This window comes from Listeria sp. MAN/IMW/UF555, assembly GCF_058684075.1.
Genome location: NZ_JBZWZS010000002.1, coordinates 297811 through 321498, shown reverse-complemented (window position 1 = coordinate 321498; position 23688 = coordinate 297811). Strand labels below are relative to the sequence as shown.

General features: G+C 37.6%; 25 protein-coding genes and 1 tRNA gene. 21 read left to right on the top strand and 5 right to left on the bottom strand.

Going from position 1 to position 23688, the window contains the following annotated elements:
* Positions 1–21 precede the first annotated feature (21 nt).
* The 7 genes from AC4PG8_RS08720 to AC4PG8_RS08690 are packed head-to-tail and all read left to right on the top strand — an operon-like array spanning position 22 to position 5964.
* On the top strand, positions 22–2028 hold the full coding sequence (locus AC4PG8_RS08720; RefSeq protein ID WP_070753766.1) for a BglG family transcription antiterminator: 2007 nt from the start codon (positions 22–24) through the stop codon (positions 2026–2028).
* Between the two features lie 7 nt (positions 2029–2035).
* Entirely contained in the window at positions 2036–2503 is a 468-nt protein-coding gene (locus AC4PG8_RS08715; RefSeq protein ID WP_033837769.1) for a PTS sugar transporter subunit IIA, read from the top strand.
* A 5-nt stretch (positions 2504–2508) separates the two neighbouring features.
* Positions 2509–2784 (top strand): PTS sugar transporter subunit IIB, encoded by a 276-nt coding sequence (locus tag AC4PG8_RS08710; protein ID WP_003763365.1) that lies wholly within the window; start codon positions 2509–2511, stop codon positions 2782–2784.
* 27 nt (positions 2785–2811) lie between these two features.
* A complete protein-coding gene (locus AC4PG8_RS08705; protein WP_070753765.1) occupies positions 2812–4161 on the top strand; it encodes a PTS galactitol transporter subunit IIC in 1350 nt (449 codons plus the stop codon).
* Between the two features lie 17 nt (positions 4162–4178).
* Entirely contained in the window at positions 4179–5111 is a 933-nt protein-coding gene (locus AC4PG8_RS08700; protein WP_003763361.1) for a 1-phosphofructokinase, read from the top strand.
* A 1-nt stretch (position 5112) separates the two neighbouring features.
* Entirely contained in the window at positions 5113–5763 is a 651-nt protein-coding gene (locus AC4PG8_RS08695; RefSeq protein WP_003728882.1) for a class II aldolase/adducin family protein, read from the top strand.
* A 3-nt stretch (positions 5764–5766) separates the two neighbouring features.
* Positions 5767–5964 carry a hypothetical protein gene (locus AC4PG8_RS08690; RefSeq protein ID WP_003767814.1) on the top strand — a complete coding sequence of 66 codons (198 nt, stop codon included), beginning with the start codon at positions 5767–5769 and terminating at the stop codon, positions 5962–5964.
* 43 nt (positions 5965–6007) lie between these two features.
* Here the strand turns inward: AC4PG8_RS08690 and AC4PG8_RS08685 are convergent, their stop codons facing one another.
* The 3 genes from AC4PG8_RS08685 to AC4PG8_RS08675 form a co-directional block, all read right to left on the bottom strand.
* Positions 6008–7531, bottom strand: coding sequence for a glycine betaine uptake BCCT transporter (locus tag AC4PG8_RS08685; RefSeq protein ID WP_003769664.1), 1524 nt, complete (start codon positions 7529–7531; stop codon positions 6008–6010).
* Positions 7532–7690: 159 nt separating this feature from the next.
* The gene (argH, locus tag AC4PG8_RS08680) at positions 7691–9061 is read right to left on the bottom strand and encodes an argininosuccinate lyase (RefSeq protein ID WP_185538967.1); all 1371 of its coding nucleotides are present in this window, start codon (positions 9059–9061) and stop codon (positions 7691–7693) included.
* A 3-nt stretch (positions 9062–9064) separates the two neighbouring features.
* On the bottom strand, positions 9065–10279 hold the full coding sequence (locus AC4PG8_RS08675; protein WP_003769660.1) for an argininosuccinate synthase: 1215 nt from the start codon (positions 10277–10279) through the stop codon (positions 9065–9067).
* A gap of 214 nt (positions 10280–10493) precedes the next feature.
* On the opposite strand from AC4PG8_RS08675, the gene AC4PG8_RS08670 reads away from it, so the two are divergent.
* From AC4PG8_RS08670 to AC4PG8_RS08655, 4 genes are all read left to right on the top strand, one after another.
* Positions 10494–11537 (top strand): alpha/beta hydrolase, encoded by a 1044-nt coding sequence (locus AC4PG8_RS08670; protein ID WP_003763352.1) that lies wholly within the window; start codon positions 10494–10496, stop codon positions 11535–11537.
* A gap of 109 nt (positions 11538–11646) precedes the next feature.
* Positions 11647–12231 carry an efflux pump transcriptional regulator FepR gene (gene fepR, locus AC4PG8_RS08665; RefSeq protein WP_010991061.1) on the top strand — a complete coding sequence of 195 codons (585 nt, stop codon included), beginning with the start codon at positions 11647–11649 and terminating at the stop codon, positions 12229–12231.
* Positions 12232–12245: 14 nt separating this feature from the next.
* Positions 12246–13577 carry a multidrug efflux MATE transporter FepA gene (gene fepA / locus AC4PG8_RS08660; RefSeq protein ID WP_003769656.1) on the top strand — a complete coding sequence of 444 codons (1332 nt, stop codon included), beginning with the start codon at positions 12246–12248 and terminating at the stop codon, positions 13575–13577.
* A 592-nt stretch (positions 13578–14169) separates the two neighbouring features.
* Positions 14170–15450 carry a helix-turn-helix domain-containing protein gene (locus AC4PG8_RS08655; protein WP_492170263.1) on the top strand — a complete coding sequence of 427 codons (1281 nt, stop codon included), beginning with the start codon at positions 14170–14172 and terminating at the stop codon, positions 15448–15450.
* 126 nt (positions 15451–15576) lie between these two features.
* On the opposite strand, the gene AC4PG8_RS08650 is transcribed toward AC4PG8_RS08655, so the two are convergent.
* Positions 15577–15660, bottom strand: a tRNA-Leu gene (locus AC4PG8_RS08650).
* A 132-nt stretch (positions 15661–15792) separates the two neighbouring features.
* Between AC4PG8_RS08650 and AC4PG8_RS08645 the strand changes: the two genes are divergently transcribed.
* The 10 genes from AC4PG8_RS08645 (at position 15793) to tsaD (ending at position 22635) form a co-directional block, all read left to right on the top strand.
* Entirely contained in the window at positions 15793–16686 is an 894-nt protein-coding gene (locus tag AC4PG8_RS08645) for a phosphotransferase (RefSeq protein ID WP_492170262.1), read from the top strand.
* Positions 16683–17309 carry a GyrI-like domain-containing protein gene (locus AC4PG8_RS08640; protein WP_112120299.1) on the top strand — a complete coding sequence of 209 codons (627 nt, stop codon included), beginning with the start codon at positions 16683–16685 and terminating at the stop codon, positions 17307–17309. The genes AC4PG8_RS08645 and AC4PG8_RS08640 overlap by 4 nt, the downstream gene beginning before the upstream one ends.
* A gap of 106 nt (positions 17310–17415) precedes the next feature.
* Complete coding sequence (gene crcB, locus AC4PG8_RS08635; protein WP_160464475.1) at positions 17416–17805, top strand: fluoride efflux transporter CrcB; 390 nt, start codon at positions 17416–17418, stop codon at positions 17803–17805.
* Positions 17795–18151, top strand: a complete 357-nt coding sequence (crcB, locus tag AC4PG8_RS08630) for a fluoride efflux transporter CrcB (protein WP_185538957.1) — start codon at positions 17795–17797, stop codon at positions 18149–18151. The genes crcB (AC4PG8_RS08635) and crcB (AC4PG8_RS08630) overlap by 11 nt, the downstream gene beginning before the upstream one ends.
* A 95-nt stretch (positions 18152–18246) precedes the next feature.
* Entirely contained in the window at positions 18247–18627 is a 381-nt protein-coding gene (locus AC4PG8_RS08625; protein WP_003763337.1) for a hypothetical protein, read from the top strand.
* Positions 18628–18774: 147 nt separating this feature from the next.
* Positions 18775–19908 carry an Lmo2079 family surface lipoprotein gene (locus AC4PG8_RS08620; protein WP_185561443.1) on the top strand — a complete coding sequence of 378 codons (1134 nt, stop codon included), beginning with the start codon at positions 18775–18777 and terminating at the stop codon, positions 19906–19908.
* 105 nt (positions 19909–20013) lie between these two features.
* A complete protein-coding gene (gene tsaE, locus AC4PG8_RS08615) occupies positions 20014–20475 on the top strand; it encodes a tRNA (adenosine(37)-N6)-threonylcarbamoyltransferase complex ATPase subunit type 1 TsaE (RefSeq protein ID WP_003763333.1) in 462 nt (153 codons plus the stop codon).
* A complete protein-coding gene (gene tsaB / locus AC4PG8_RS08610; RefSeq protein WP_492170261.1) occupies positions 20472–21164 on the top strand; it encodes a tRNA (adenosine(37)-N6)-threonylcarbamoyltransferase complex dimerization subunit type 1 TsaB in 693 nt (230 codons plus the stop codon). Before tsaE ends, tsaB begins: the two co-directional genes overlap by 4 nt.
* Positions 21161–21616, top strand: coding sequence for a ribosomal protein S18-alanine N-acetyltransferase (gene rimI / locus AC4PG8_RS08605; RefSeq protein WP_003763328.1), 456 nt, complete (start codon positions 21161–21163; stop codon positions 21614–21616). The genes tsaB and rimI overlap by 4 nt, the downstream gene beginning before the upstream one ends.
* Positions 21613–22635, top strand: a complete 1023-nt coding sequence (tsaD, locus tag AC4PG8_RS08600; RefSeq protein ID WP_003769636.1) for a tRNA (adenosine(37)-N6)-threonylcarbamoyltransferase complex transferase subunit TsaD — start codon at positions 21613–21615, stop codon at positions 22633–22635. Before rimI ends, tsaD begins: the two co-directional genes overlap by 4 nt.
* 76 nt (positions 22636–22711) lie before the next feature.
* Here tsaD and AC4PG8_RS08595 read toward each other — a convergent pair whose 3' ends face one another.
* Positions 22712–23671 (bottom strand): alpha/beta hydrolase, encoded by a 960-nt coding sequence (locus AC4PG8_RS08595; protein ID WP_185505199.1) that lies wholly within the window; start codon positions 23669–23671, stop codon positions 22712–22714.
* Positions 23672–23688: the final 17 nt, after the last annotated feature.

The window sequence follows — 23688 nt, the reverse complement described above, 5'->3', positions numbered from 1 at the left end:
AATATAAGGGAGGGAAAGTAGATGGAACAGGATTGTAAGGAATTAATTACTTATCTGCTCTTGAATCGGCAAGTGAATCTTAGAAATGTTTCCAAGAATTTTAAAGTATCCAAAGAAGCAATTGGCGCACAGATTACACAAATAAACCATCTACTAAAGTCAGAACCAATTTTAATTGACCATGACATGATTTTTGTTACAGATGTATGTAGGGAAGCTTGTTACCGGCTTTTAACTGCGGAAGAACAACAGCTATTTTCGTTTTATGAGGTGAATATTCGTCGCAAACTCATCATGATTAAATTACTGCTTCATAATCATTACATGTCACTCGGCGCACTTGCAGATTATGTTTATGTAAGTAAAAACACGATGTTAACCGATGTAAAAAGCATTAAAGAAAGCTTGCATGAGTTTGAAATTCAACTTGATTATTCACGAAAAGATGGTTATGCGGTTTCGGGTTCGGAATTTCTGATTCGTAATTTACTGGCAGAACTTATTCGCGAAGTCGTTCAAACCCCATACGGAAAATTCGTGCTGGATGAAAAAAAACTCATTACCGTAAGCGAAGTCTTTTTACTAAAGAAACGGCTGGAAAAAGTCGAAAGTAAGCTCCAAATTACATTCACCGATGAGCAAATGGAAGAATTGCCCTATATTCTCCACGGCATCATCAAGCGGGCCAAAGTAACGAATAGGAAATGGACTTTTAAAATTGAAATGTACGACATCAAAAACACCCGTGAGTTCCCGATAATGAAAGAAATGTTTTGGGGTTATGACTTTTTAAGTGAAAATGATTTGCTTTACCTATCGCTACAAGTACTTGCTTCGAACTTAGTCGAGTCGGCACTTCATTTCTCAGACAGTGAAGAAATCGCCTATGCAGTTGATGAGTTCATCGGATTACTTGAAATGTATTTTGCAACTGAAATCATGAAGAAAAATGAGTTTAAAGAAAAAGTGATTTTACATGTTAGACCAGCAATTTACCGGACGATTTTAGGTTTTCAAATCAATAATCCACTTAAAAAACAATTTATTAAAGAATATACTCCAACATTTAACATCGTAGAAAAAGCCTCGAAACCATTTGAAAAGCTCGTTGGTCATAAGTGGTCAGAGGAGGAAATCGTGTATCTTTCTATGATTGTTCTTGGATGGATGTATCAAATTGAAGAAACAGAGCAGCCAATTTTCCGCGCCGTCGTTCTGTGCAAAAGCGGTACATCCATCTCCAAACTACTCTTAGAAAACTTGAAAATGATGTTCCCAAATATTGATTTTCAAGGAGCTTATGCGGTTCGGCAATTAAATTCAGTAGCACGTGATATTGATTTTGTTTTTACAACTGTGCCCGTTCAAAGCAGCGCGACCATTTTTGTTATTCCGTCGATTTTAAGTAAAGATAGTCGGCAAATCCTCAGAGAACAAGTTGATAAAGCCATTGAAATGGACAGCCATAAAAAAACCAAAGAACTGCTCGCTATGTTAAAAGATGATATTCCTGAAGAAAATATCCATTTGGTTCAAGAAAAAGTAGAATCATTTTTTAGTAAAAAAGAGCAACCTGCTGAGAAAAAAGAGCCAGAAAAGATGCAGATTACCCCAGAACAAATTCATTTTTTAGAAACGCCACTCAAGTGGGAAGAACTTGTTTTTGCAGCATTTTCACCAATGTTAGAACGAGGGACAGTGGCGGCTAGCTACATTAGCACTTGTGAAGAGATATTCTATCAAAACTATGAGCAGATGATGATCGGACCGAATATTTATTTGCCCCACGCCAAGCCAGTAAATGGTGTAATAAAGCAGGATATTCAGTTGATGATAATGAAAGCGGACACAAGAACACCAATGAATGAAGCAGTTAAAATTATGATCGCACTAGCACCGTCCGAACAAAACAAACACATACCATTATTACTAAAATTGAACGAAATTTTCTTACAACCAGAGAAATTAGCGGAACTTCTCGCTTCTACTAACAAAAAGAAAATCGTTGAAATCCTTGAAAGGGGGTGAGCGTCACGTGGATTACCATGATTTGTTTCAAAAAGAGTTAACCCTGATAAATTCAAGCTACGAGAGTCAGGCAGAACTTTTTGAATGTACTAGCAATATTTTAGAAAAAGAGCAGTATGTAGAGGCGACTTTTAGAGAAGCAGTAACAAACCGAGAAGTTATTTTCCCTACTGGACTTGAGATGAATGGTATCAAAATCGCAATTCCTCATACCGATACGATTTATGTAAAACGACCTTTTGTACTCGTAAACAAGCTTTCTACACCAATTCCTTTTATTCAAATGGGATCAAGTGAGAAATGGATTGATGTTGAAGTAATTTTCATGTTAGGTATTAAAAATCCAAAAGATCAAGTTCCACTGCTTTCAAGTATCATGGAAAAATTTATGGAAGCAGACTTTGTGGAACAAATAAAGGAAATAAATGATAGCAGCGCATTATGTGATTTTCTAAAAAAACAATTTGGAGAGTGATTACAGTGAAAAAAGTTATCGTAGCGTGTGGATCAGGAGTGGCAACAAGTCAAACAGTTGCCTCTAAAGTAGAACGTATTTTAAAAGAAAAAGGAGTTCGCGCAACAGTAGAAGCAGTAGACATTAAATCATTAGACCAACATATTAAAACGAGTGATGTATATGTGGCGATTACTAAAGCGAACAAGGAATTTGATATTCCAACATTAAATGGTATTGCGTTCTTAACTGGCATGGGCATGGACGAAGAAACAGAAAAATTACTTAACGCCTTAAAATAAACAAGACAAAACAGGGAGCGTGAAAAAATGGAGTCATTACAATCAGTTATACAGTTTATTTTGAATCTTGGAGCTGCCGTTTTTGTTCCAGCACTGATGATTATTATTGGGCTTATTGTACGAATGAAAGTAAGAGATGCGGTAAGTGCGGGGATTATCCTCGGGGTTGCTTTCCTTGGGATGAATATCGTTATTGGCTTTATGATTGAAGCTTTAACGCCTGCAGCACAAGGTCTTGCAGAACGAACAGGAATTAATTTAAGCATTTTAGATGGTGGATGGACTTCAATGGCGACACTAGCTTGGGCATGGCCATTTGCCTTCCTAATGTTCCCTCTACAACTGGGGATTAATGCTATTATGCTTGTCATTAATAAAACAAAAACCTTGAACGTCGATTTATGGAATGTTTGGGGTAAAATTTTGACAGCTGTACTTATTATTGGCGTAACGCAAAATGTTTATTTAGCATTTATCGTTGCTGGAATTCAAATTGTTACTGAACTTATTCTATGTGATGCCAACCAACGTCAAATTCAAGAATTAAACGGCATTCCGGGTGTAACAGTTTCCCACGGTATGATGATTTTCTGTATTTTCTTAATGCCAATTGACTGGTTACTGAAGAAAATCCCAGCACTACGTAAAGACATGGATGCCAACGCGTTAAAAGACAAAATTGGTATTTTTGCAGAAAACCATGTGATGGGCTTTATTATCGGTGGACTTTTAGGGATTGCTGCAGGATATGATGTAGCAAAAACGTTGATGTTAGCCATGCAAGCAGCAGCGGCATTAACACTTTTCCCAATGGTTGCGAAACTATTTATGCAAGCTTTATCACCATTATCTGATGGTATTTCTGAATTTATGAAACGTAAATTTAAAAATCGTGAACTTTTTATTGGGCTAGATTGGCCAATTTTGGCAGGGTGTAGTGAAGTATGGGTGGCAATCGTCCTTATGGTACCAGTTACACTTATCTTCGCGCTTATTCTACCAGGAAATGGCGTATTACCGTTCGCTGGGATTTTAAATATTTCCTTGTGCGCGCCGGCTCTGATTGTAACAGGTGGGAACTTGATTCGTATGATTATTCTTGGAACGATTACAACACCTATCTTCTTGTATGTATCTACATTTTTCGCAGGAACAATCACGGATTTAGCGCATTCTACAGGCGCGATTTCCCTAAAAGCTGGACAACAAATTACTTGGAGTACGCTTGAATATCCAGTATTCCGTTATATTTTTGCAGAAGCAAGTCAGTTCACTATTTTAGGATTTATTTTTGTCGCAATTTGGGTAGTATTACTAGTATTTTACGTGAAAATGATGAAAAAACGAACAATTGAACTAGAAAAAGCTAGCTCTTAAGAAATAGGAGTGATGAGATGATCTACACGATAACATTAAATCCAGCTATTGACCGGTTGCTTTTCATTCGTGGGGAGTTAGAAAAAAGGAAGACAAATCGAGTCATAAAAACAGAATTTGATTGCGGGGGAAAGGGGCTTCATGTTTCAGGAGTGTTATCCAAATTTGGAATTAAAAATGAAGCACTTGGAATTGCGGGATCAGACAATCTCGACAAACTATATGCCATTCTAAAAGAAAAACATATCAACCATGATTTCCTTGTAGAAGCTGGAACTTCGACAAGAGAATGCTTCGTCGTCTTAAGTGATGACACGAATGGCAGCACGATGATACCTGAAGCTGGTTTTACCGTAAGTCAGACCAACAAAGACAATCTTTTAAAACAAATCGCTAAAAAAGTTAAAAAAGAGGATATGGTGGTGATTGCTGGATCCCCGCCTCCTCATTATACATTATCTGATTTTAAAGAACTACTAAGAACTGTCAAAGCAACAGGGGCTTTTCTCGGATGTGATAACTCTGGTGAATATTTAAATTTAGCTGTCGAAATGGGCGTCGATTTCATTAAACCAAATGAAGATGAAGTAATCGCCATTTTAGATGAAAAAACGAATTCACTCGAAGAAAATATCCGCACTTTAGCCGAAAAGATCCCTTACCTGGTCGTTTCACTTGGAGCAAAAGGGTCCATTTGCGCACATAATGGCAAATTGTATCAAGTTATTCCACCGAAAGTGCAGGAACGAAATGATACTGGGGCTGGCGACGTGTTTGTCGGGGCATTTATTGCAGGACTTGCGATGAACATGCCAATTACTGAAACATTAAAAGTTGCGACAGGTTGTTCAGCCAGTAAAGTCATGCAACAAGACAGTTCGAGCTTTGATTTAGAAGCCGCTGGAAAACTCAAGAATCAAGTAAGTATTATACAATTGGAGGAGAGATAATATGTTATACCAAAAAGAACGTGAAGATTTAGCCAAAATAGTGAAGACGATGTTTGACCGGTTTGAAACAAATGCGGCTGGAGGAAATGTTAGTGTGCGCATGAATAATGAGCATATTATTATGACACCAACGCTGATGAGCCAAGCAAAACTTTGCGATCTTTCCCCATATGAAATCCTTGTAGTAGATAACAATAATGAAGTCGTAGAAGGAGACGGAAGAGTTACTCGAGAAATTAACTTACACCGCGCTTGTTACGTAGAAAATCCAAAAATCGGCTGTGTACTCCATGCTCATCCAAAAGAATCCATGCTATTTGCCACACTTGGGATGGAATTACCGAATTTAACAGAAGCAACGCAAAAAATTGGCCAAATTCCAACACTTGAATTTGCGCCAGCGACTAGTCCAGAACTTGCGGAAATCGTTCGTAAACACGTTATCGAACTAGGGGAAAAAGCTGTTCCTAGTGCAAGTTTATTAAATAAACACGGTATTGTCGTATTAGATACATCGCTTCATAAAGCATACGACATGCTAGAGCGTATTGAATACAATGCCTATATTGCAGAAAAAGCGTTAGTATTTGATGCTTTAGGTATTAAAAAATTAGCTCATGACCGCGAATTAAATTATAATTTGGAGGAGTAACTAATGGAAAAATTCCTTTTTAATGCAACCTTATTTGCCAGTGCTTTATTACTAATGGTCGGTATTTTTAGAAGTTCTATTCCAATTACTGCCATATCGCTTGTTTTAGCAGTAGTATCGCAACATTTCTTTCGGAAAAAATATCCTAAAAAAACACGTAGCTATCGTGAAATAATCGCGGCAAAGCAGAAAAAAGGATGAAAAAAGGGATGAAAATCTAGTTTTAGATTTTCATCCCTTTTTATTATAGTTTGGAACGTTGTGATTTTTTCGGTCGGACATACAGGCCGAGTTTTTCTTGTTCTTTTGTTAAAGAAACAAACAGTGAAACTATCATTAAGATAATCACTATCGAAAATGGAAAAGCGGCAATAATTGATGCGTTTTGTAGCGCTGTTAGACCACCTGCATAAAGAAGTACACTCGCTATTCCAGACTGTAAAAGCCCCCATGTTACTTTTACCGAGTTTGGTGGGTTTAAAGAGCCACCAGTCGTTTGCATACCTAAAACAAAGGTCGCAGAATCGGCAGAAGTAATGAAGAACACGGCAATTAAAATCATCGCAACAATAGATAATACGATGCCAAATGGAAATTGATCAAATACCCCAAAAAGGACTTGTTCGGTCGCTAAAGTGGAAAGGGCCGTATCTTTGTATTGATCGACAAAAATCGCTGAACCACCAAACACTGCAAACCAGAAAATGCTAACTAACGCAGGAAGCACGATAACACCTAATAAAAATTGACGAATCGTCCGACCGCGCGAAATTCTGGCAATAAAGATACCGACAAATGGAGACCACGATAGCCACCATGCCCAGTAAAAAATGGTCCATGAATCAATCCATTTTCTAGCATCAGGCGCATTTGGTGCAGTTTGGAAACTCATTTGGATAATGTTCTGTAAATAATCACCAAACGAATTAGTGAAGTTATTCATAATAAAAAGCGTAGGTCCTAGAATTAACGTTAGAATAAGTAATACGCCAGCGACATAAATATTCACATTACTTAATAACTGAATTCCTTTATCTAAGCCAGACATTGCTGATAATAAAAATAAAACAGTGACAATGACAATGATGATTAGTTGCACTGTAAAGTTGTTAGGGACATGAAATAAATATGTAAGACCGCCATTGATTTGCTGAGCTCCAAGTCCAAGCGTGGTTGCTACTCCGATAACCGTAGCGAAAACAGCGATAATATCGATTAATTGTCCAAGTGGTCCTTTCGCATGTTTACCTAATATCGGATAAAGTGTGGCGCTTATTAGACCAGGAGTATCCTTTCGAAACTTAAAGTAAGCTAGCGCTAAGGCAACTATTGCATAAATGGACCAAGCGGAAATTCCCCAATGAAAAAAAGAATAACGAAGCGCATCTTTCATCGCAGCTTGAGAGCCAACTTCACCACCAGGGGCTTGAACGGCAAAATGGGATAGCGGTTCAGCAGCTCCCCAGAATACAAGTCCAATTCCCATGCCGGCACTAAACAACATTGCGAACCATGACTTATTACTATATCCTGGTTTCTCGCCGGGTTTCCCGAGTCGAATAGAGCCAATCGGGCTTAATATTAAAAATATGCAAAAAATGATAATGATTGCGACTACAAAAAGGTAGTACCAACCGAAATTACTTGTTAAAAATCTTTGGACATTTGTTGTAAGAGTTTCAAATTGTTCTGGCAAAAAAGCACCAAACAAAACTGCTATGAGAACTAATAGACTAGCTCCCCAAAAGACGTTCGTTAATTTTTTCATTGCATCACTTCCCTTTATAGTCTAAGTATGTATTTCCCCATGTTAGCACAAAGGTAACATCTATTTTATAGTAACAAAAAAAGTACTGCTCTGACAAATCAAACCACAAAGTCTGCTGGAATTAAAAAGCTGGAACGCATCTATGCATTCCAGCCAACTTTATAATGTTTTTTTCGCATTGGCGAGTGCAACGTGGATTTGATCAAACCCCGTACCGCCATATGAATTTCTCTTTTGAACCGCTGTTTTTGAAGCAAGAACAGTATAAATGTCTTCCTCAATAAGCGGATGGATTTCTTGGTAGTGGCTAAGTGCGACGTCTTGCAAATAAATCCCATTTTGCGTACATTCAAGCACCAATTTCCCAACAATCTCATGCGCTTCTCTAAATGGAACGCCTTTTTTCGCGAGATAATCCGCTAGTTCGGTCGCATTGGAAAAATCTTTTTGCGTCGATTCTTCCATTATATCTGCATTGATCTTCATCGTTTCAATCATTCCCGCGAAAATATCTAAGCTTGTCTGAACCGTCTCCAATGTATCAAACATGCCTTCTTTATCTTCTTGTAAATCTTTATTATAAGCGAGCGGCAGCCCCTTTAAAACTGTTAACATGCCGAAAAGGTTTCCGTAAACACGACCAGTTTTCCCACGAATTAATTCGGCCATATCGGGGTTTTTCTTTTGCGGCATAATCGAACTTCCCGTTGAAAAAGCATCCGTTAATTCCACAAATTTAAACTCATGGCTCGTCCAAAGTATCAATTCTTCACAAAAACGCGATAAATGCATCATTAAAATAGAACTGTTACTAAGAAACTCGATAATAAAATCACGATCGCTCACGCCGTCCAAGCTATTTTCATAAACAGCGGAAAAACCAAGAAGTTCAGCGCTATAGGCCCGATCAATTGGAAAAGTCGTTCCAGCGAGCGCCGCAGACCCAAGTGGCGAAATATCAATCCGTTTGACGTTTTCTTCTAAACGCTCTAAATCACGTGTAAACATACCAAAATAAGCTAATAAATGATGCGCAAAAGAGATGGGTTGGGCGTGTTGCAAGTGTGTATAGCCAGGCATAATCGTTTCGACGTTCGCCTCCGCTTTTTGGACAAGCACCGCGCGCAAATGTTTTAACGATTGAATAATTTCTGCGACTGCTTCTTTTAAATACAAATGCATGTCTGTTGCAACTTGGTCATTCCGACTACGCGCCGTATGAAGTTTTCCCGCGACAGGCCCGATTTCCTCGTGTAACAGTTTTTCGATATTTAAATGAATATCTTCGTTTACAGTACTAAATTCCAGTTCCCCAAGCGCTAATTTTTCTTGGAGGATTTTTAGCCCAGCTGTAATTTCACTCGCCTCAGAATCAGAAATAATACCACATTTTGCTAGCATTGCGACATGTGCCAAGCTTCCCGCCAAGTCTTCTTTTGCCATTTTTTGATCAAAAGAAATCGAAGCACCAAAGTCATCAATCCATGCTTCACTTTTCCCTTGAAAACGTCCGCCCCATAGTTTTTCCATTTTTTACACCTCAGTTGTTATTGTAACTTTTGAATTGACTTCTGCGCTCACTTTCGTTGGTAGTCCAAATAGCTTGATGAAACCAACAGCTGCATCTTGATCGAATGTATCGGAAGAAGTATAGGTTGCTAAATTTTCATCATAAAGCGAATTCGGTGATTTTCTTCCTTCGACGATGGCATGACCTTTAAATAGTTTTACGCGAATCGTACCGTTCACGAATTTTTGCGTGGATTTTAAGAAGGCAATTAATGCTTCTGTTAAAGGCGAAAACCATAAGCCATTGTAAATTGTTTCGCTGATTTTTTGTTCAATAATAGGTTTGAAATGTGCCACTTCACGAACAAAAGTTAAATCTTCTAATTCTTTATGTGCAGTAATCAAAGTGACTGCGGCGGGACATTCGTATACTTCACGTGATTTAATACCAACTAAACGATTTTCGATATGGTCAATTCTACCAACGCCATGTTTTCCAGCAATTTCGTTTAAAGTAAGAATTAAATTTGCTAGGCTCATATTTTCGCCATTAAGAGAAATAGGAATACCGGCATCAAATGTAATTTCGACAATATCCGCCGTGTCAGGTGCATCTTCTAAGCTAACTGTTAAGTCGTAAGCCGCTTCTGGTGGCGTTGTCCATGGGTTTTCAAGCACACCACATTCGTTACTTCTGCCCCAAAGGTTTTGGTCAATCGAGAAAGGATTATCTAAATCAATTGGAACGGGGATGTTATGTTCTTTGGCGTAATTGATTTCTTCTTCTCTAGACCATTTCCAGTCCCGGACAGGGGAAACGACTTTTAAATCAGGAGCAAGAGCATGAATCGCAACTTCAAACCGAACTTGGTCATTTCCTTTACCAGTACAACCATGAGCGATAGCAGATGCGCCTTCTTGACGAGCTACTTCTACTAATTTTTTCGCGATTAAAGGACGACTTAAAGCAGAAATAAGTGGATATTTTCCTTCATAATAGGCATGAGCTTGAAGGGCGATTAAAGCAAAGTTTTCGGCAAATTCTTCCTTGGCATCAATTGTATAAGATGCACTTGCGCCGACAGTAATCGCTTTTTCTTTAATAAAATCCAAATTTTTCCCTTCACCAACGTCTAAACAACATGCGATAACTTCATAACCTGATTCCACTAGCCACTGAATTGCAACAGAAGTATCTAACCCACCAGAGTAAGCTAATACGATTTTTTCTTTCGTCATTGTAAACATCCCCTATTCATAAATATACAAACATTTGTATTTATATTAACACCTATACTTTCATATATCAACATTTTTATTTTAAAATATTCATCATTATGATTAAAAATACATTTTACAAGAAAAATAGCCATTTCAAATAGTAATAAATTGGTTCCTGTTCGTAAAACTGCTATACTTGATATTGAAGTTATATTGAAGGAGTTGAACGAATATGAAAAATGCAATAAAATGGATTGCCATTGGTTTTGCAGGAATTATTCTACTTCCGTTAGTAATCGTTTTCTTTATTTACAAAAAAGCGGTTGGGAAAAAAGAATATGATCCCGAGGTACTTGAGAATTTAGATGAGGCTTCCCAGGAATTTGTAAAAAATACTTCACCATTGTCAGATGTAGACTCGCGATATAAATATATGAGACTTGCGACAAAAGCATTGCCTTCTGCTAAAGATATTGAAATAGGCGATGTCGAAAATAAAAAAATTGACGGTCCAGCTGGTAAAATTCCGATTCGGATTTATACGCCAAAAGAGGACGGACCATTCGAGATTATCGTTTATTATCATGGTGGCGGATTTGTGTTAGGTGGTTTGCAAACACATGATGCGATTGCAAGAAAACTTGTACAAACAACAGGTGCTCGCGTTGTCACAGTTGACTACCGACTAGCACCAGAAAATCCTTTCCCGGCAGCAGTGGAAGATGCTTATGCTGCATTACTTTGGGTACAAAACCATCGTACTAGTTTACGCGCTAAATCCTCCGATATTATTGTCGCAGGGGATAGCGTAGGCGGAAACTTAGCAACAGTAGTGACCCAAATTGCCAAAGCCAAAGGAAAACCAAATGTTACGGCACAAATTTTACTTTATCCAGCAACGGATATTTTCAGTCGTGATGCTTCAGTGCTTTATCCGTCAATGGATGAATTTGCGGAAGGATATGTACTTACAAAAGAATCGCTAGACAAATTCTTTAAATTATATATTGCAAATTCAAGCGACCGTAAATATGATCCGCTAATTGCACCAATTCGTAGCAAAGACTTAGCTGGTCTTCCAAAAACCTTCATCGCAACTGCTGAATTTGATCCACTAAGAGATCAAGGAGAAGCATATGCGAAGAAATTAAAAGATGCTGGTGTAGAAGTATTTGCGAAACGTTTTGAAAAAGTTCCGCACGGCTTTATGACAACAACATCTGAAGCAACTGATGAGACTTACGAATTGATTAGCGAGTTTTTAGAAGAAAAATAAATCTTTGAATCCACTCTTTCACGAGAGTGGATTTTTTTATTGACAAAGAATTTTATTCATGAGAGAATGACTTACGAACGGTCGTCAGTTTTTTGAAAGGGGTGAAAAGATGAGAAAAGAAGAAATAAAGCAAGCAGCACTGACACTTTTTGCAAATAATGGTTTTGAAGGGACATCCCTTGCTGATATTGCAGGCGTTGTAGGGCTAAAGAAACAATCCATCTATTCTCATTTTAAAGATAAGGATGATTTGTTTTTATCTATTATGAAGGACGCGAAATCTACGGAAATTGATTACTACCGAGCGAAACTTCGAGATAGTGATTTATCTAGGCCCGACTTGGTGTTATCTAGTTTACTTTTTGGTGTGAAGGAATTATATGATACCGATGAAGCTTACCAATTTTGGTTGCGATACGGGTTTTATCCACCGAAACATTTGTATGATATTGTTCAGGCAGATATTACCGAGAATATTTTGCAAATGGAACAAGATTTCACTGATTTATTTAGCGATTGGATTGAACAAAAGTTGATTCCAATGCAAGATGTCGAAACGATGAAAGAAGCGTACATGGGAATTCTTGACGCGGTTATCGTGGACATTGTTTATGTGAACGACCCCGAACGAACTAAAAAGAAAATCACAGCTTTATGGCAAATTTTCTGGAGAGGAATTACGCTAAAAGCTTAATTTAGAGGTGTAACATGGCAAAGAATATAGAAATATTAGAAACAGATTCAGTTAAAAAGATTTATTTTAGATATTTAGTTCCTTCCTTGGTCGGAATGTTATTAATGTCTTTGAATATTGTAATTGATGGAATTTTTGTTGGGCATAAGCTCGGCGGAGTGGCGCTTGCAGGGATAAATATTGCTGTACCCGTATTTACGATTTTTACAGCCATTTCGATTTGGATTGGGATTGGAGCCGCGACCCAGTTTTCGTTTGCTATTGGAGAAAAAAATGTTCCTAAAGCGCAATCAATTTTTACGAATGCGATTTTAGCAGTTGTTTCGATTACGGTGGTTATTGCAATCCTCGCTTTTATTTTTAAAGTACCACTGGCATATTTTTTAGGCGCGAATGATGAAACGATTGGTTACGTACTGGAGTATATGAATATATTACTTATTTTCGGTTTTGCACTTACACTTGAAAATATTTTAAGTATTTTTGTTCGTAATGACGGTGATCCGAATTTATCAATGATTGCCCTTATTGTTACAGCAATCAGTAATGTTATTTTGAATTATTTATTCTTATTTGTATTTGAATGGGGCGTAACCGGATCTGCACTTGCTACGATGATTGCTATTATTATCGGTGTGCTTATCCTAACTACCCATTTCTTTAAAAAATCCAGTCGCTTGAAATTTGTAAAAGTGAATTGGAATAAAGCTTTTTTCAAAAAAACACTGGGCATCGGCTTGCCAAGTTTTTTAGCAGAAGTTGGCGTGTCGGTATTTACTTTCGGATATAATATTTCCATCGCAGCCATTGCTGGTACTGCAGGAGTTGCAGCATTCTCGGTTTTAAATTATACCCATAGTGTGATTTTAATGTTGTTCCTTGGCATGGGTTCAGCGATTCAGCCACTTATAAGTTATTACCGCGGGGCAAGGGCGAGAGAAAAAGAAATTGAAACATTGAAAATTGCGATTGTCGTAGCATTTGGTACCGGGGTTGCTTTCTTATTAGTTGGGTTATTTGGTTCTAATCTGCTCGTTTCGATGTTCGGAAACTTTAGTGCAGAAATTCGAGAACTTGCAAGCAACGGAATTAAGTTATTCTATTCAGCTTACTTATTTATGGGCTTTAACTTTGTTATGATGACTTACTTCCAAACTTCTGATAAAGTCAAAATGGCAACATGGATTACGATTTCACGAGAAATTATTTTCATGGTAATCTTCTTGCTTATTTTACCACCAATTATTGGCATTCCAGGTGTTTGGTTAGCAATTCCAATTTCAGAAATGATTGTAGCTATATCAATTGTATTTTACATGAAGAAGAAACATATCTTATTTAAATAAAACAAAGACGGAGATCTAGTATCTTCGTCTTTTTAGGATGATTTGGCAAAAAAATAAGATTAAAAAGAGTATATTTCCATTTGTTTCCTTTTTCCTCAGTATGGCGATTTAAATGGTAAAATATTGTTCTACGTTTCCGTTTACGTAGGAATGCTTTAAAAAGGGAATGAATAGTTACTATTTTATGGACTCCTGAGTGTTTTAGGAATCCTGTTTTACTTTGCTGTTTTATAGTTGCATGTGGGAGCAATGGAAACTCTGTAGGGAAATGTATGAGGGATAATTTTACAGATAATGCAAAATAAAATAATAGCGATTCAAGGAATTTTTTAATGTCTTTACTTTGCCATTGGTGTAAAAAGCTAATGGCGAACGTAAAGAAAAACATTAAATATGGCAAATTAGTGAAGCGTGTAAAGATGCTTGAAATCAAGTCTAGTACTGAATTTAAGCCTTGTGTAAGACTGGATAATTATAACCGAAAAAACATTCGTTATGAAAAGAAGCTAAAACTATTAAATAAGGTATTTGTTTTCTAAAAATAAATGTATATAATTAAAAGAAAAGTTTTCTAAGTAATGGCGGTGACATCATGGATTTAATCGGTTTACGAATTAGAAATATCCGTAAAATAAAACAACTTACTTTAAAAGAGGCGGCTAAAGGAATCATTTCCGTCCCTTATTTAGCTAATATAGAGAATGGTGTGAAAGTGGCTTCTTTTGAAACGTTAATGCATATAGCGAAACGTCTGGAAATACCGGAAGAAGCTCTTTTAATAGGCAATGAGGATTTAAATAAAGAATTATTACAAGAACTCAAGCAGATATTTGAGTTACTTGTTTTTTCGAATACAAAAGAAGTGGAAAATAGACTTGATAAAATAGCTGTGAATGTCGATTTACTGTGTGAATCTCCTGTTATAGAACTAAGTTTTTACTGGCTTCAAGCAGGTTTTTACTATAAAACATGGGAATTTTCTAAAGCTCGAGAAATAGAAAGAAAGTATTTAAATAGTAATGAAAAGCGTGTAGTAGACTCATTCCCACCGGATTTGCTTAGTTATTATTACTATGGTCAAGCTGTGAAACATTCTCATGCTACTTGCGACTATCAATTGGCAGTGAAGTACTGGAAAAAAAGTATTGATTTAACTGATAAAGCTGCGTTTCAAGTGGTTTTTCAAGTGGGGCTTTGTATTAATTACATTTGTCTAAATAACTATGAACCTGCCTTAAAACACATTGAATGTGCCTGGAACTTAATTAAGAGATTCCCAAGCAAAGACCAAGAAAGAATTACGGCCATTTTATATTTGTATGGTTATATAAACTTTCAAATTGGCTTTATGACTGAAGCAAAGCGGAAATTTGAAGAAGTGCTAGTATTTTTTAACATGTATCCAGAAGCTAAAACAATGTATTATTTTCTTGTTGGCTTTAAGCTGGCAGAAATAGAAAGAGTTGAAGGTAATCATGAGTTGTTTGATGAGAAGATAGTTTGTTTATACGAGGAATTAATGGCGCATGAGGCTTCCGAGATAGGTTTTAATAACAATGACTACCTTGTAATTACAGAACTGATGGTTATTTTTGCTGAACAAGGGTCAGTATTAGAAGCAAGTAATTTACTGGCTATTATTAACAAAGTAACTGAGCAAGTAATGGAAATCAATTTTTTTGTAACCTATACGGAAACATTACTGCTGTACCAACAAAACAAGCAATCTAGCTATGAAAAGAAAATGTTAGACTTGCTTAAAAAAATTGATGAATCCAATGATCCAGCATTAATTGAACGCGTAAAAAAACACGCAAGTAAGCACTTCGCTGACTCAACGAAATATAAAATGGCATATAATATTTTAGCTTAGTATAAAAAAGGAAGACCAGTTCAGTAGTTAACGTGGTTTTCCTTTTTTCATTGAGGTGTCATTTGTTCTATCAAAAAAGGTTTCGTAACTGTATGAACAATTACGAAACCTACTTGTAGTTCTCTATGCGGCCGAGAGGACTTGAACCTCCACGGGTTTTACCCCACTAGGCCCTCAACCTAGCGCGTCTGCCGATTCCGCCACGACCGCGTATGCGTAGCAAAACTAATTATAATATTGATTCTATTATTTTGTCAATAAATTCTGCATAGATAATTGGAAAAAAGTAAGCGTATTCTTGTATAATGGAGAATAGCGAATTTATTGGAGGGAGAGCTAATTATGGATGTGACCCAATTGAAAATGTTGCGTAATGCGAAAGTGGTTTCAGAAATAAAAAAGGGTTTTTCTATCGATAAGAAATATCAGGTGGATGAAACCTATCTTGTACGTGTTTTTCCAAAAGAGTTACTCCAAACACGAAAGCAAGAATTTGAAATAATCCAAGCGTTAGGTTCTCAAACTCCATTTGTTCCACGAGCATATGATTTTGGCTGTACCGGCGGAGAATGCTATATGATTATTGGTTATGTGCGCGGTGAAGATGCGGAAAATGGCATGTTTAGATTATCACATTCCGAACAGTTTAAGGCTGGTTTTTCAGCAGGGGAAATTTTACGAGAAGTTCATAAAATACCGCTAGATACACCAAAAATGAACTGGTTGGATTTTCAAACGGCTAAATTTAAACGAAAAGTGGAGGAATTAAAAGAATTAGAAATAACAGCTTCTTTTTTAACAGAAACCGAACAGTTTGTTTATGAGAATATAGCTAGATTAAAAAATAGACCGGTTTGTTTACAACATGGAGATTTTCATCCAGCGAATATTATTTTAAAGAACAAAAAGTTTGCGGGGCTAATTGATTTTAATCGGCTAGAGTTCGGGGATCCTTTATTTGATTTAGCTAAAATCGGCTTTTTTACAACAGAGGTCAGTATACCTTTTGCAAGAGGAAATATTTTAGGCTATCTTGATAAAGAAGAAGTTCCAGATTTTTGGAATCTTTATGCGCTTTACACGGCGATGCATATTACTTCGGCCGTTAATTGGGCGGCAAAAAATGAATCTCGTAATTTTAATAGGTTAATGAATTATGCAGCAAAGACGGCAGCTAGTCATGATAATTTTCAGAAGCTGATGCCAGACTGGATGAACGAGGAGGAATTCAAATGACTGAAAAGAAAATTGATTTTAAAAAAGAGGAAAAGAAATTCTATGCGCCTAAAAGAAAACCAGAGCGTATTTTTGTTCCGGAAATGAATTTTTTGATGGTCGATGGGAAAGGCGATCCGGACGGTGAGGAGTATCAAAAGGCAGTGCAGTCACTTTATGCGATTGCGTACACGATTAAAATGAGCAAGATGGGCGAGACACGTCTGGATGGTTACTCGGATTTTGTTGTACCGCCGCTGGAAGGTTTTTGGTGGTCTGAAGGGAAGTTTGATTTAAAGGACAGAGATGCGTGGCTTTGGACATCAATTCTTAGACAACCTGACTTTGTTACCGAAGAAGTGTTGGAGTGGGCGAAAGAGGTTGCAAGGAAGAAAAAGCCTGACGTTGATACGAGTCGCGTGAAATTGGTTCGTTTTGAGGAAGGGGAATGTGTGCAAATGATGCATGTGGGGCCATTCAGCGAGGAAGTGCATACTGTGGCGGAAATGCATCAATTTATGGAAATAGAAGGGCTTCGGAACGACACCGGAGCTATTCGGAAACATCATGAAATCTATTTGAGCGATCCGCGAAAAGCAAATCCAGAAAAAATGAAGACCATCCTTCGACTTCCAGTGAGTTGAATAATTGGAATGTTTTGCGTTATAGTATAGAAGAAATAGGACAAAGGCGACTGCCCGGAATGTAAATATTTCAGGGCAGTTTTTTTGTGAAGTGGGGTCTTTAAAGATGTATTTTTTATATGTGGGAATTTTTGGTGCGTTAGGCGGAATGTGCCGGTATGCGATGAATTTATGGCTTGGCGGCGGAGATTTTCCTTCTGCGACTTTAGCAGTTAATCTAATAGGTTGTTTTTTATTAGCTTTCATAATGCCTTTTTTGGCGGAAAAATCGCGTATTTCATTGGTGCTCTTAAACGGAATTGGGACTGGGTTTATTGGGGCTTTCACGACTTTTTCGGCATTTAGTGTGGATACGATTGAATTGTTTCAACAAGGTGAAGTGGTGTTAGCTATTAGTTATATTTTGGTGAGCTTAATTGGCGGCCTTGTGATGGTGAAGTTTGGTAGAAGATTTAGTAATAAGCTCTTGAGGCGAGGTGCGCATCATGTTGATTAATTTCTTGCTTGTCGGTTTTGGTGCAAGCCTTGGTGCGATGTTGCGTTATGGTATTTCTGTATTTGTCAAAAGTAAATGGAAAACGGATTTTCCTTATGCGACTTTTTTTATTAATATCACAGGTTCATTTTTGCTAGGATTTCTTGTTTCTTCTGCGCTTGGGCCAATATGGCAACTTTTTTTAGGCACGGGATTTATGGGCGGATACACGACATTTTCGACTTTTAAAGTAGAGAGTATGGAATTAAAGTGGAAGGCAAATTTTCAGGTGTTATTTTCATATGTTGGTTTGACTTATTTATGTGGTTTAATCGCAGCTTTTATCGGAATCATGCTTGGTGTATAAGAATTGTTTAAGAAAATAAGAAAACGATTGCCTGTATTTACGCAAGATGCTATGCTAGAAAGAACGAAAAGCTTCAGAGAGGACGAGAACAAGAGATGACAGGTTTTAAGAAGGTAATCTGGTCGGTTTTACTAGTCGTAATATTTTTGGCAGGCTGTAATCAGGAAGTAGTTCCTGCTTTAGTCCTTGATGGAACAGTGACAGATGCTAGTTTATTAGAAAATAATAAACAATTAACTGTAAATGGCACGTTAACATGGAGTGGCGAAAAAAATAATTATGCGAGCGAACTAATTGTAACGGTTAATAGCAATACGGCGGTAACAAACGCCACCACTGGTAAGACGATGAAACTTTCGGATATTAAAGATGGTGATACGATTAAAGCTACATTCCCACAAGGCACAAATGTAACTTCACCGGCACCAGGGAAAATTTCTGAAAATGCAACTTCATTAAAAGTAACACCAAAATAAAACGTTCCCTTTTTAGGGGCGTTTTTTTATTAACTAAGTGAAAAGTTAAGTTAATTGTGACTAACTAGTGAATAATCTATAAATCTCCTTGTTTTCTGTACTTAAATTGTGTTAGTTTAAATGTATTAACGATACAGGGGGAGAACTATGAAAAAAGGGATATTATTTTCAATTTTGTTAGCTTTAGCGTTAGTAGTCAGTGCTTGTGGTGGGAATTCAGCAGCGAAAACACCACAAGAAAAATTTGTTAAAACCATGAAAAATGCAACTAATGTACCGGATCAATCTACATATACAACTTCTTTTGCCGTAACCGATATAGATGTTGCGAGTGCTGATTCCAGCGCTCAAACGATGGGGATTTTAAAAGATATTAAGCTTTCAATGACAACTTCAACAGATAAGACAGCAAAAAAATCAGAAACTAAATTAAACTTAACTTCCACGAATAATTTACTTCCAGTTTCCATTAATTTGGACTTCTTATTAGACAGCAAAACAGGTAATGTCTTTATTCCACTTAAAACTATTGTTCAGCCAGATGCTTCATTACTAAGTTATTTAGACCAATCAACTGGTGGCATGTGGTCACAAATTAATACCGAATACCCAGATTTAAAAAACAAATATCTTAGCACGGAAGAATTAACCAGTTCATTAACAGGCAAATCAGAAGCTAAGACTGCTGCTAACACAAAAGAAATGGAAGCAGCTTCCAAAGATTTAAATAAAAAAACGACTAAATTAATTGATAGTTATTTCAGTGGTTTAGAAAAAGATCGTTTTAAAGAAGCGGATGATGGCACACTTACAATCACACTTACAAACGCTGATCTTGCTAATATGATGAATCAAGTAGCAAAAATGATGGACGATGAAAAAGTAAAAGCAGACTTTAAAGTTATTGTAGAAAGCCAAGGTTCAGAAGCGGTAACAGATTTTGATACGACTTATACAGAAATGCAATCAAGCATAAAAGACGCAGCTAAATCTTTAAAAGACAATAAAGATACGAGCATTCATATTAAAGTTTCTGTAAAACCTGGCAAAGACAATTCATTTGATGCAATCACCCTTAAAACCAAAATCGATGACAAATCCGATGCTAATGCAGAGCAATCAATTAGTTTTACTGTGAAAACAAAAGCGGAGAAATTTGTTCCAATAGCAGATTTCCCAACCAAAGACCAACTTATATCGAGCGAAGAATTAAATAAAATTATTACTGAAGTTACCATGAAAATGTACGGTGGAATGGATTTAACTGGAACAGGTTATTAATTCATCCGAAAGACGCAGCGACTTAGGTTGTTGCGTTTTTTTGATTTTTATTTTGGCGCGGCTTTGTGGTATGATATGTAGAGAAAATGATGGACGGGTGAGGTAATGGAATTCGAATTAATAATGACAAATGAAAGAGAGACAAGGCTTCTCGCAAAACAACTCGGTGAACAATTAGCAGCCGGAGATGTGATTTTACTTGAAGGCGATCTCGGCGCGGGGAAAACTACTTTTACAAAAGGTCTTGGGGAAGGCCTTTTAATTCCGCAAATGATTAAAAGCCCGACATTTACGATTATCCGCGAATATAAAAAAGGGCGCTTGCCACTTTATCATATGGATGTATACCGCTTGGAGGATGCTTCAACTGATGAGCTCGGTTTGGAAGAATATTTCTACGGAGCGGGTGTGAGTGTGGTTGAATGGGCGCAGTTTGTTCGGGAGGATTTACCGGAAGAATACTTGGAAATTAAGCTTTTTCATATAGATGAGAATACGCGCAAGATGATAGTGAAGCCAGTTGGAGAACGATATGAGCAACTGGCGATGGAGGTTTTTGGGAAATGATGCTTGGAATGGATACGTCTTCAGATACGATGACGATAGCACTTTTTAATGAAGGTGTTGTTCTTGGTGAATATACGACGAATTTGAAAAAAAATCATAGCGTGCGATTACTTCCGGCGATTGCTGCTTTAATGGAAGAATGTGCCGTAAAACCAACTGATATAGAAAAAATCGCTGTTGCTAAAGGTCCCGGTTCTTATACAGGGCTTCGGATTGGTGTAACCGTTGCGAAAACAATGGCGTGGGATGCTGGAATTCCAATTGTCGGGATTTCTTCCTTAGCACTTTTAGCAGAAAATGGTTTATACTTCCTTGGAAAAGTCGTTGCTTTGATGGATGCTCGTCGTATGAATGTGTATGCGGGTGTTTATCGTGCAAGTGACGGTGTAATGAAAAACGTTGTAGCCGATAGCCACATTGCGCTTACTGATTTACTTGAACAATTAACGGCGGAGAAGGAAGCGATTTTATTTGTTGGCACGTTAACGGAGCAAATTCGCCTTACTGTGACGGAAGTTTTAGGGGAACGAGCGGTATTTGGTCAAGCTGATTATACTTATGCGCGGGCCAGCTCGCTTGTAAAACTGGCGGAAAACTTGGACGGTGAACCAGCAGACAATTTTGTTCCAGATTATTTAAAACTGGCAGAAGCGGAAAGCAAATGGTTGGAATCGAGGGGTTCTGAGTGAGTTTGGACGCGGCCTTAGTATTTCGAGAGGCAACTGTTGCGGATTTAAAAAGTATTATGAATGTAGAAAATGCTGCATTTACAGTACCTTGGACAGAAGCGGCTTTTCGAAATGAATTTATTATTAATCAATATGCCTACTATTTACTTGCGACTTATAAGGATCAAGTTGTCGGGTACGCGGGTGTATGGCTGGTGCTAGATGAAGGGCACATTACGAATATTGCGATTCATCCCGATTTTCAAGGTAATCACTACGGCGAGGCACTTTTACGGGAAATGATTCGTGTTGCAAAAGAGCGCGGTGTTGTTCGGATGACATTAGAAGTTCGCGTTTCAAACGATGTAGCACAAGGGCTTTACAAGAAATTAGGATTTCAAGACGGCGCCATTCGGAAAAACTATTATCCGGATACGAAAGAAGATGCGCTAGTGATGTGGGTGGACTTATGAAAAAAAATACATTAATTCTTGGGATAGAATCGAGCTGTGATGAAACAGCTGCTTCTGTTGTGAAAAATGGTTGTGAAATAGTATCTAGCGTTGTGGCTTCGCAAATTGAAAGTCATAAGCGATTCGGTGGTGTGGTTCCAGAAATTGCATCTCGTCATCATGTGGAACAAATTACGCTTGTGATTGAAGAAGCTTTAAAACAAGCCAATGTAACGATGGATGATTTAGACGGGGTGGCGGTAACTGAAGGACCTGGTTTAGTCGGTGCACTTCTAATTGGCGTCAATGCTGCAAAAACACTTGCTTTTATGCATAATTTGCCTTTAGTTGGTGTGCATCATATTGCTGGACATATTTATGCGAATCGCTTTGAAACAGAATTTCAATTTCCGCTTTTATCGTTAGTTGTCAGTGGTGGGCATACAGAACTTGTTTTAATGAAAGCAGATAATGAATTTGAAATTATCGGGGAAACAAGAGATGATGCGGCCGGCGAAGCATACGATAAAGTGGCGCGTACACTTGGTTTAGCTTATCCAGGTGGTGTTCAAATTGATAAACTTGCAAAAGATGGTGAAGACACGTTCCATTTTCCGCGGGCGATGATGGATGATGGTTCGTTTGACTTTAGTTTTAGCGGGTTGAAATCTTCTTTTATTAATACGTTGCATAATTTAAGACAGCGCGGGGAAGAACCAAATCCTAATGATATGGCAGCTAGTTTTCAAGCTAGTGTAGTCGATGTTTTAGTAAGTAAGACGATTCGCGCAGCTAAACAACATGGCGTGAAACAATTGCTTCTTGCTGGAGGAGTGGCGGCAAATCAAGGTTTGAGAGAGCGACTTATTCAAGAAGTAAAATTAGAACTTCCGGATACCGAGCTGATTATTCCGCCGTTATCGTTATGTGGTGATAATGCGGCTATGATTGCCGCTGCAGGGACAGTGAGTTTCTTACAAGGAAAACGAAGCAATTATGATATGAATGCAAATCCAGGTTTATTGCTGGAAGACATTTAAAAAAGCATGCGGAGTTAAATTCCGCATGCCCGGGACTGCAAGCAAAGTAATTTCTCACTTTGCTTGCAGTCTTTTTTTACATTGTTTTACTTAAAAATTGTCGTACTTTTTCTTCGTAAGTTTCTGGCTCAACAGTGAATGCTTGACCATGTTCAGCGCCTTTTACAACCCATTTTTCCTTGTAGCTTTTGGTGGCGTCATATAGTTCTTCTACCATAGAAGTAGGGACAAATGCATCTGAATCACCGTGAATATAGAAAATAGGTAAATCAGTTTCAGCTACGGCATTAATCGCACTTGCTTCACTGAAAAAGAAACCTTCTTTTACTTTATTGATAAGGCTAGCTGTTGGAATAATTGGGAATTTTGGTAAATGAAACATGGTTTTTAATTGATAAGATAGTTCGGCGTCCATGGAAGTATAGCCGCAATCCGCGATAATACTTTTTACTTGTTTCGGCAGCTTTTCGGCACTGGTCATGAGGACGGTGGAACTCCCCATGGAAACACCGTGAAGGACAATTTCTGTATCATCGCCATTTTTATCAAGTACTTGGTTTGTCCACTGAACATAATCTTTACGTTCTGGCCAACCAAAGCCTATATTTTTCCCTTCACTTTCGCCGTGTGCTCTTGCGTCAGGCATTAATACATTGTAGCCGAATTTTTGATTATACATCCTCGCTAGACCAGCCATTTCGACTTTGCCGCTTTTCCCTCGATAACCATGTGCCAAAATAATGGTTGTATTGGAAGGTGAGGGTGCTTCTAAATAATTAGCGACTAGTTTCAAGCCATCTGCTGAGGTTTCTGTCCATTTTGTTAGACGTTGTTGCTCCATCCAAGCGGTATTTTCTTGGCGATTTTTCTTCGCAAGTTTGGCTGTTTCTGTAGTTTGATCTGCAGTCGGTTTATCATTCATACTTGAATTATCACGAGATAGCGCATAGCTATATAAGTAAAAACTTGCGCAAATACTAATAATTACAAGTAACCCAACGATAATTGAACCAGAAATAATTAAAATCTTTTTCATTGTTAGCTCCTTTTTTT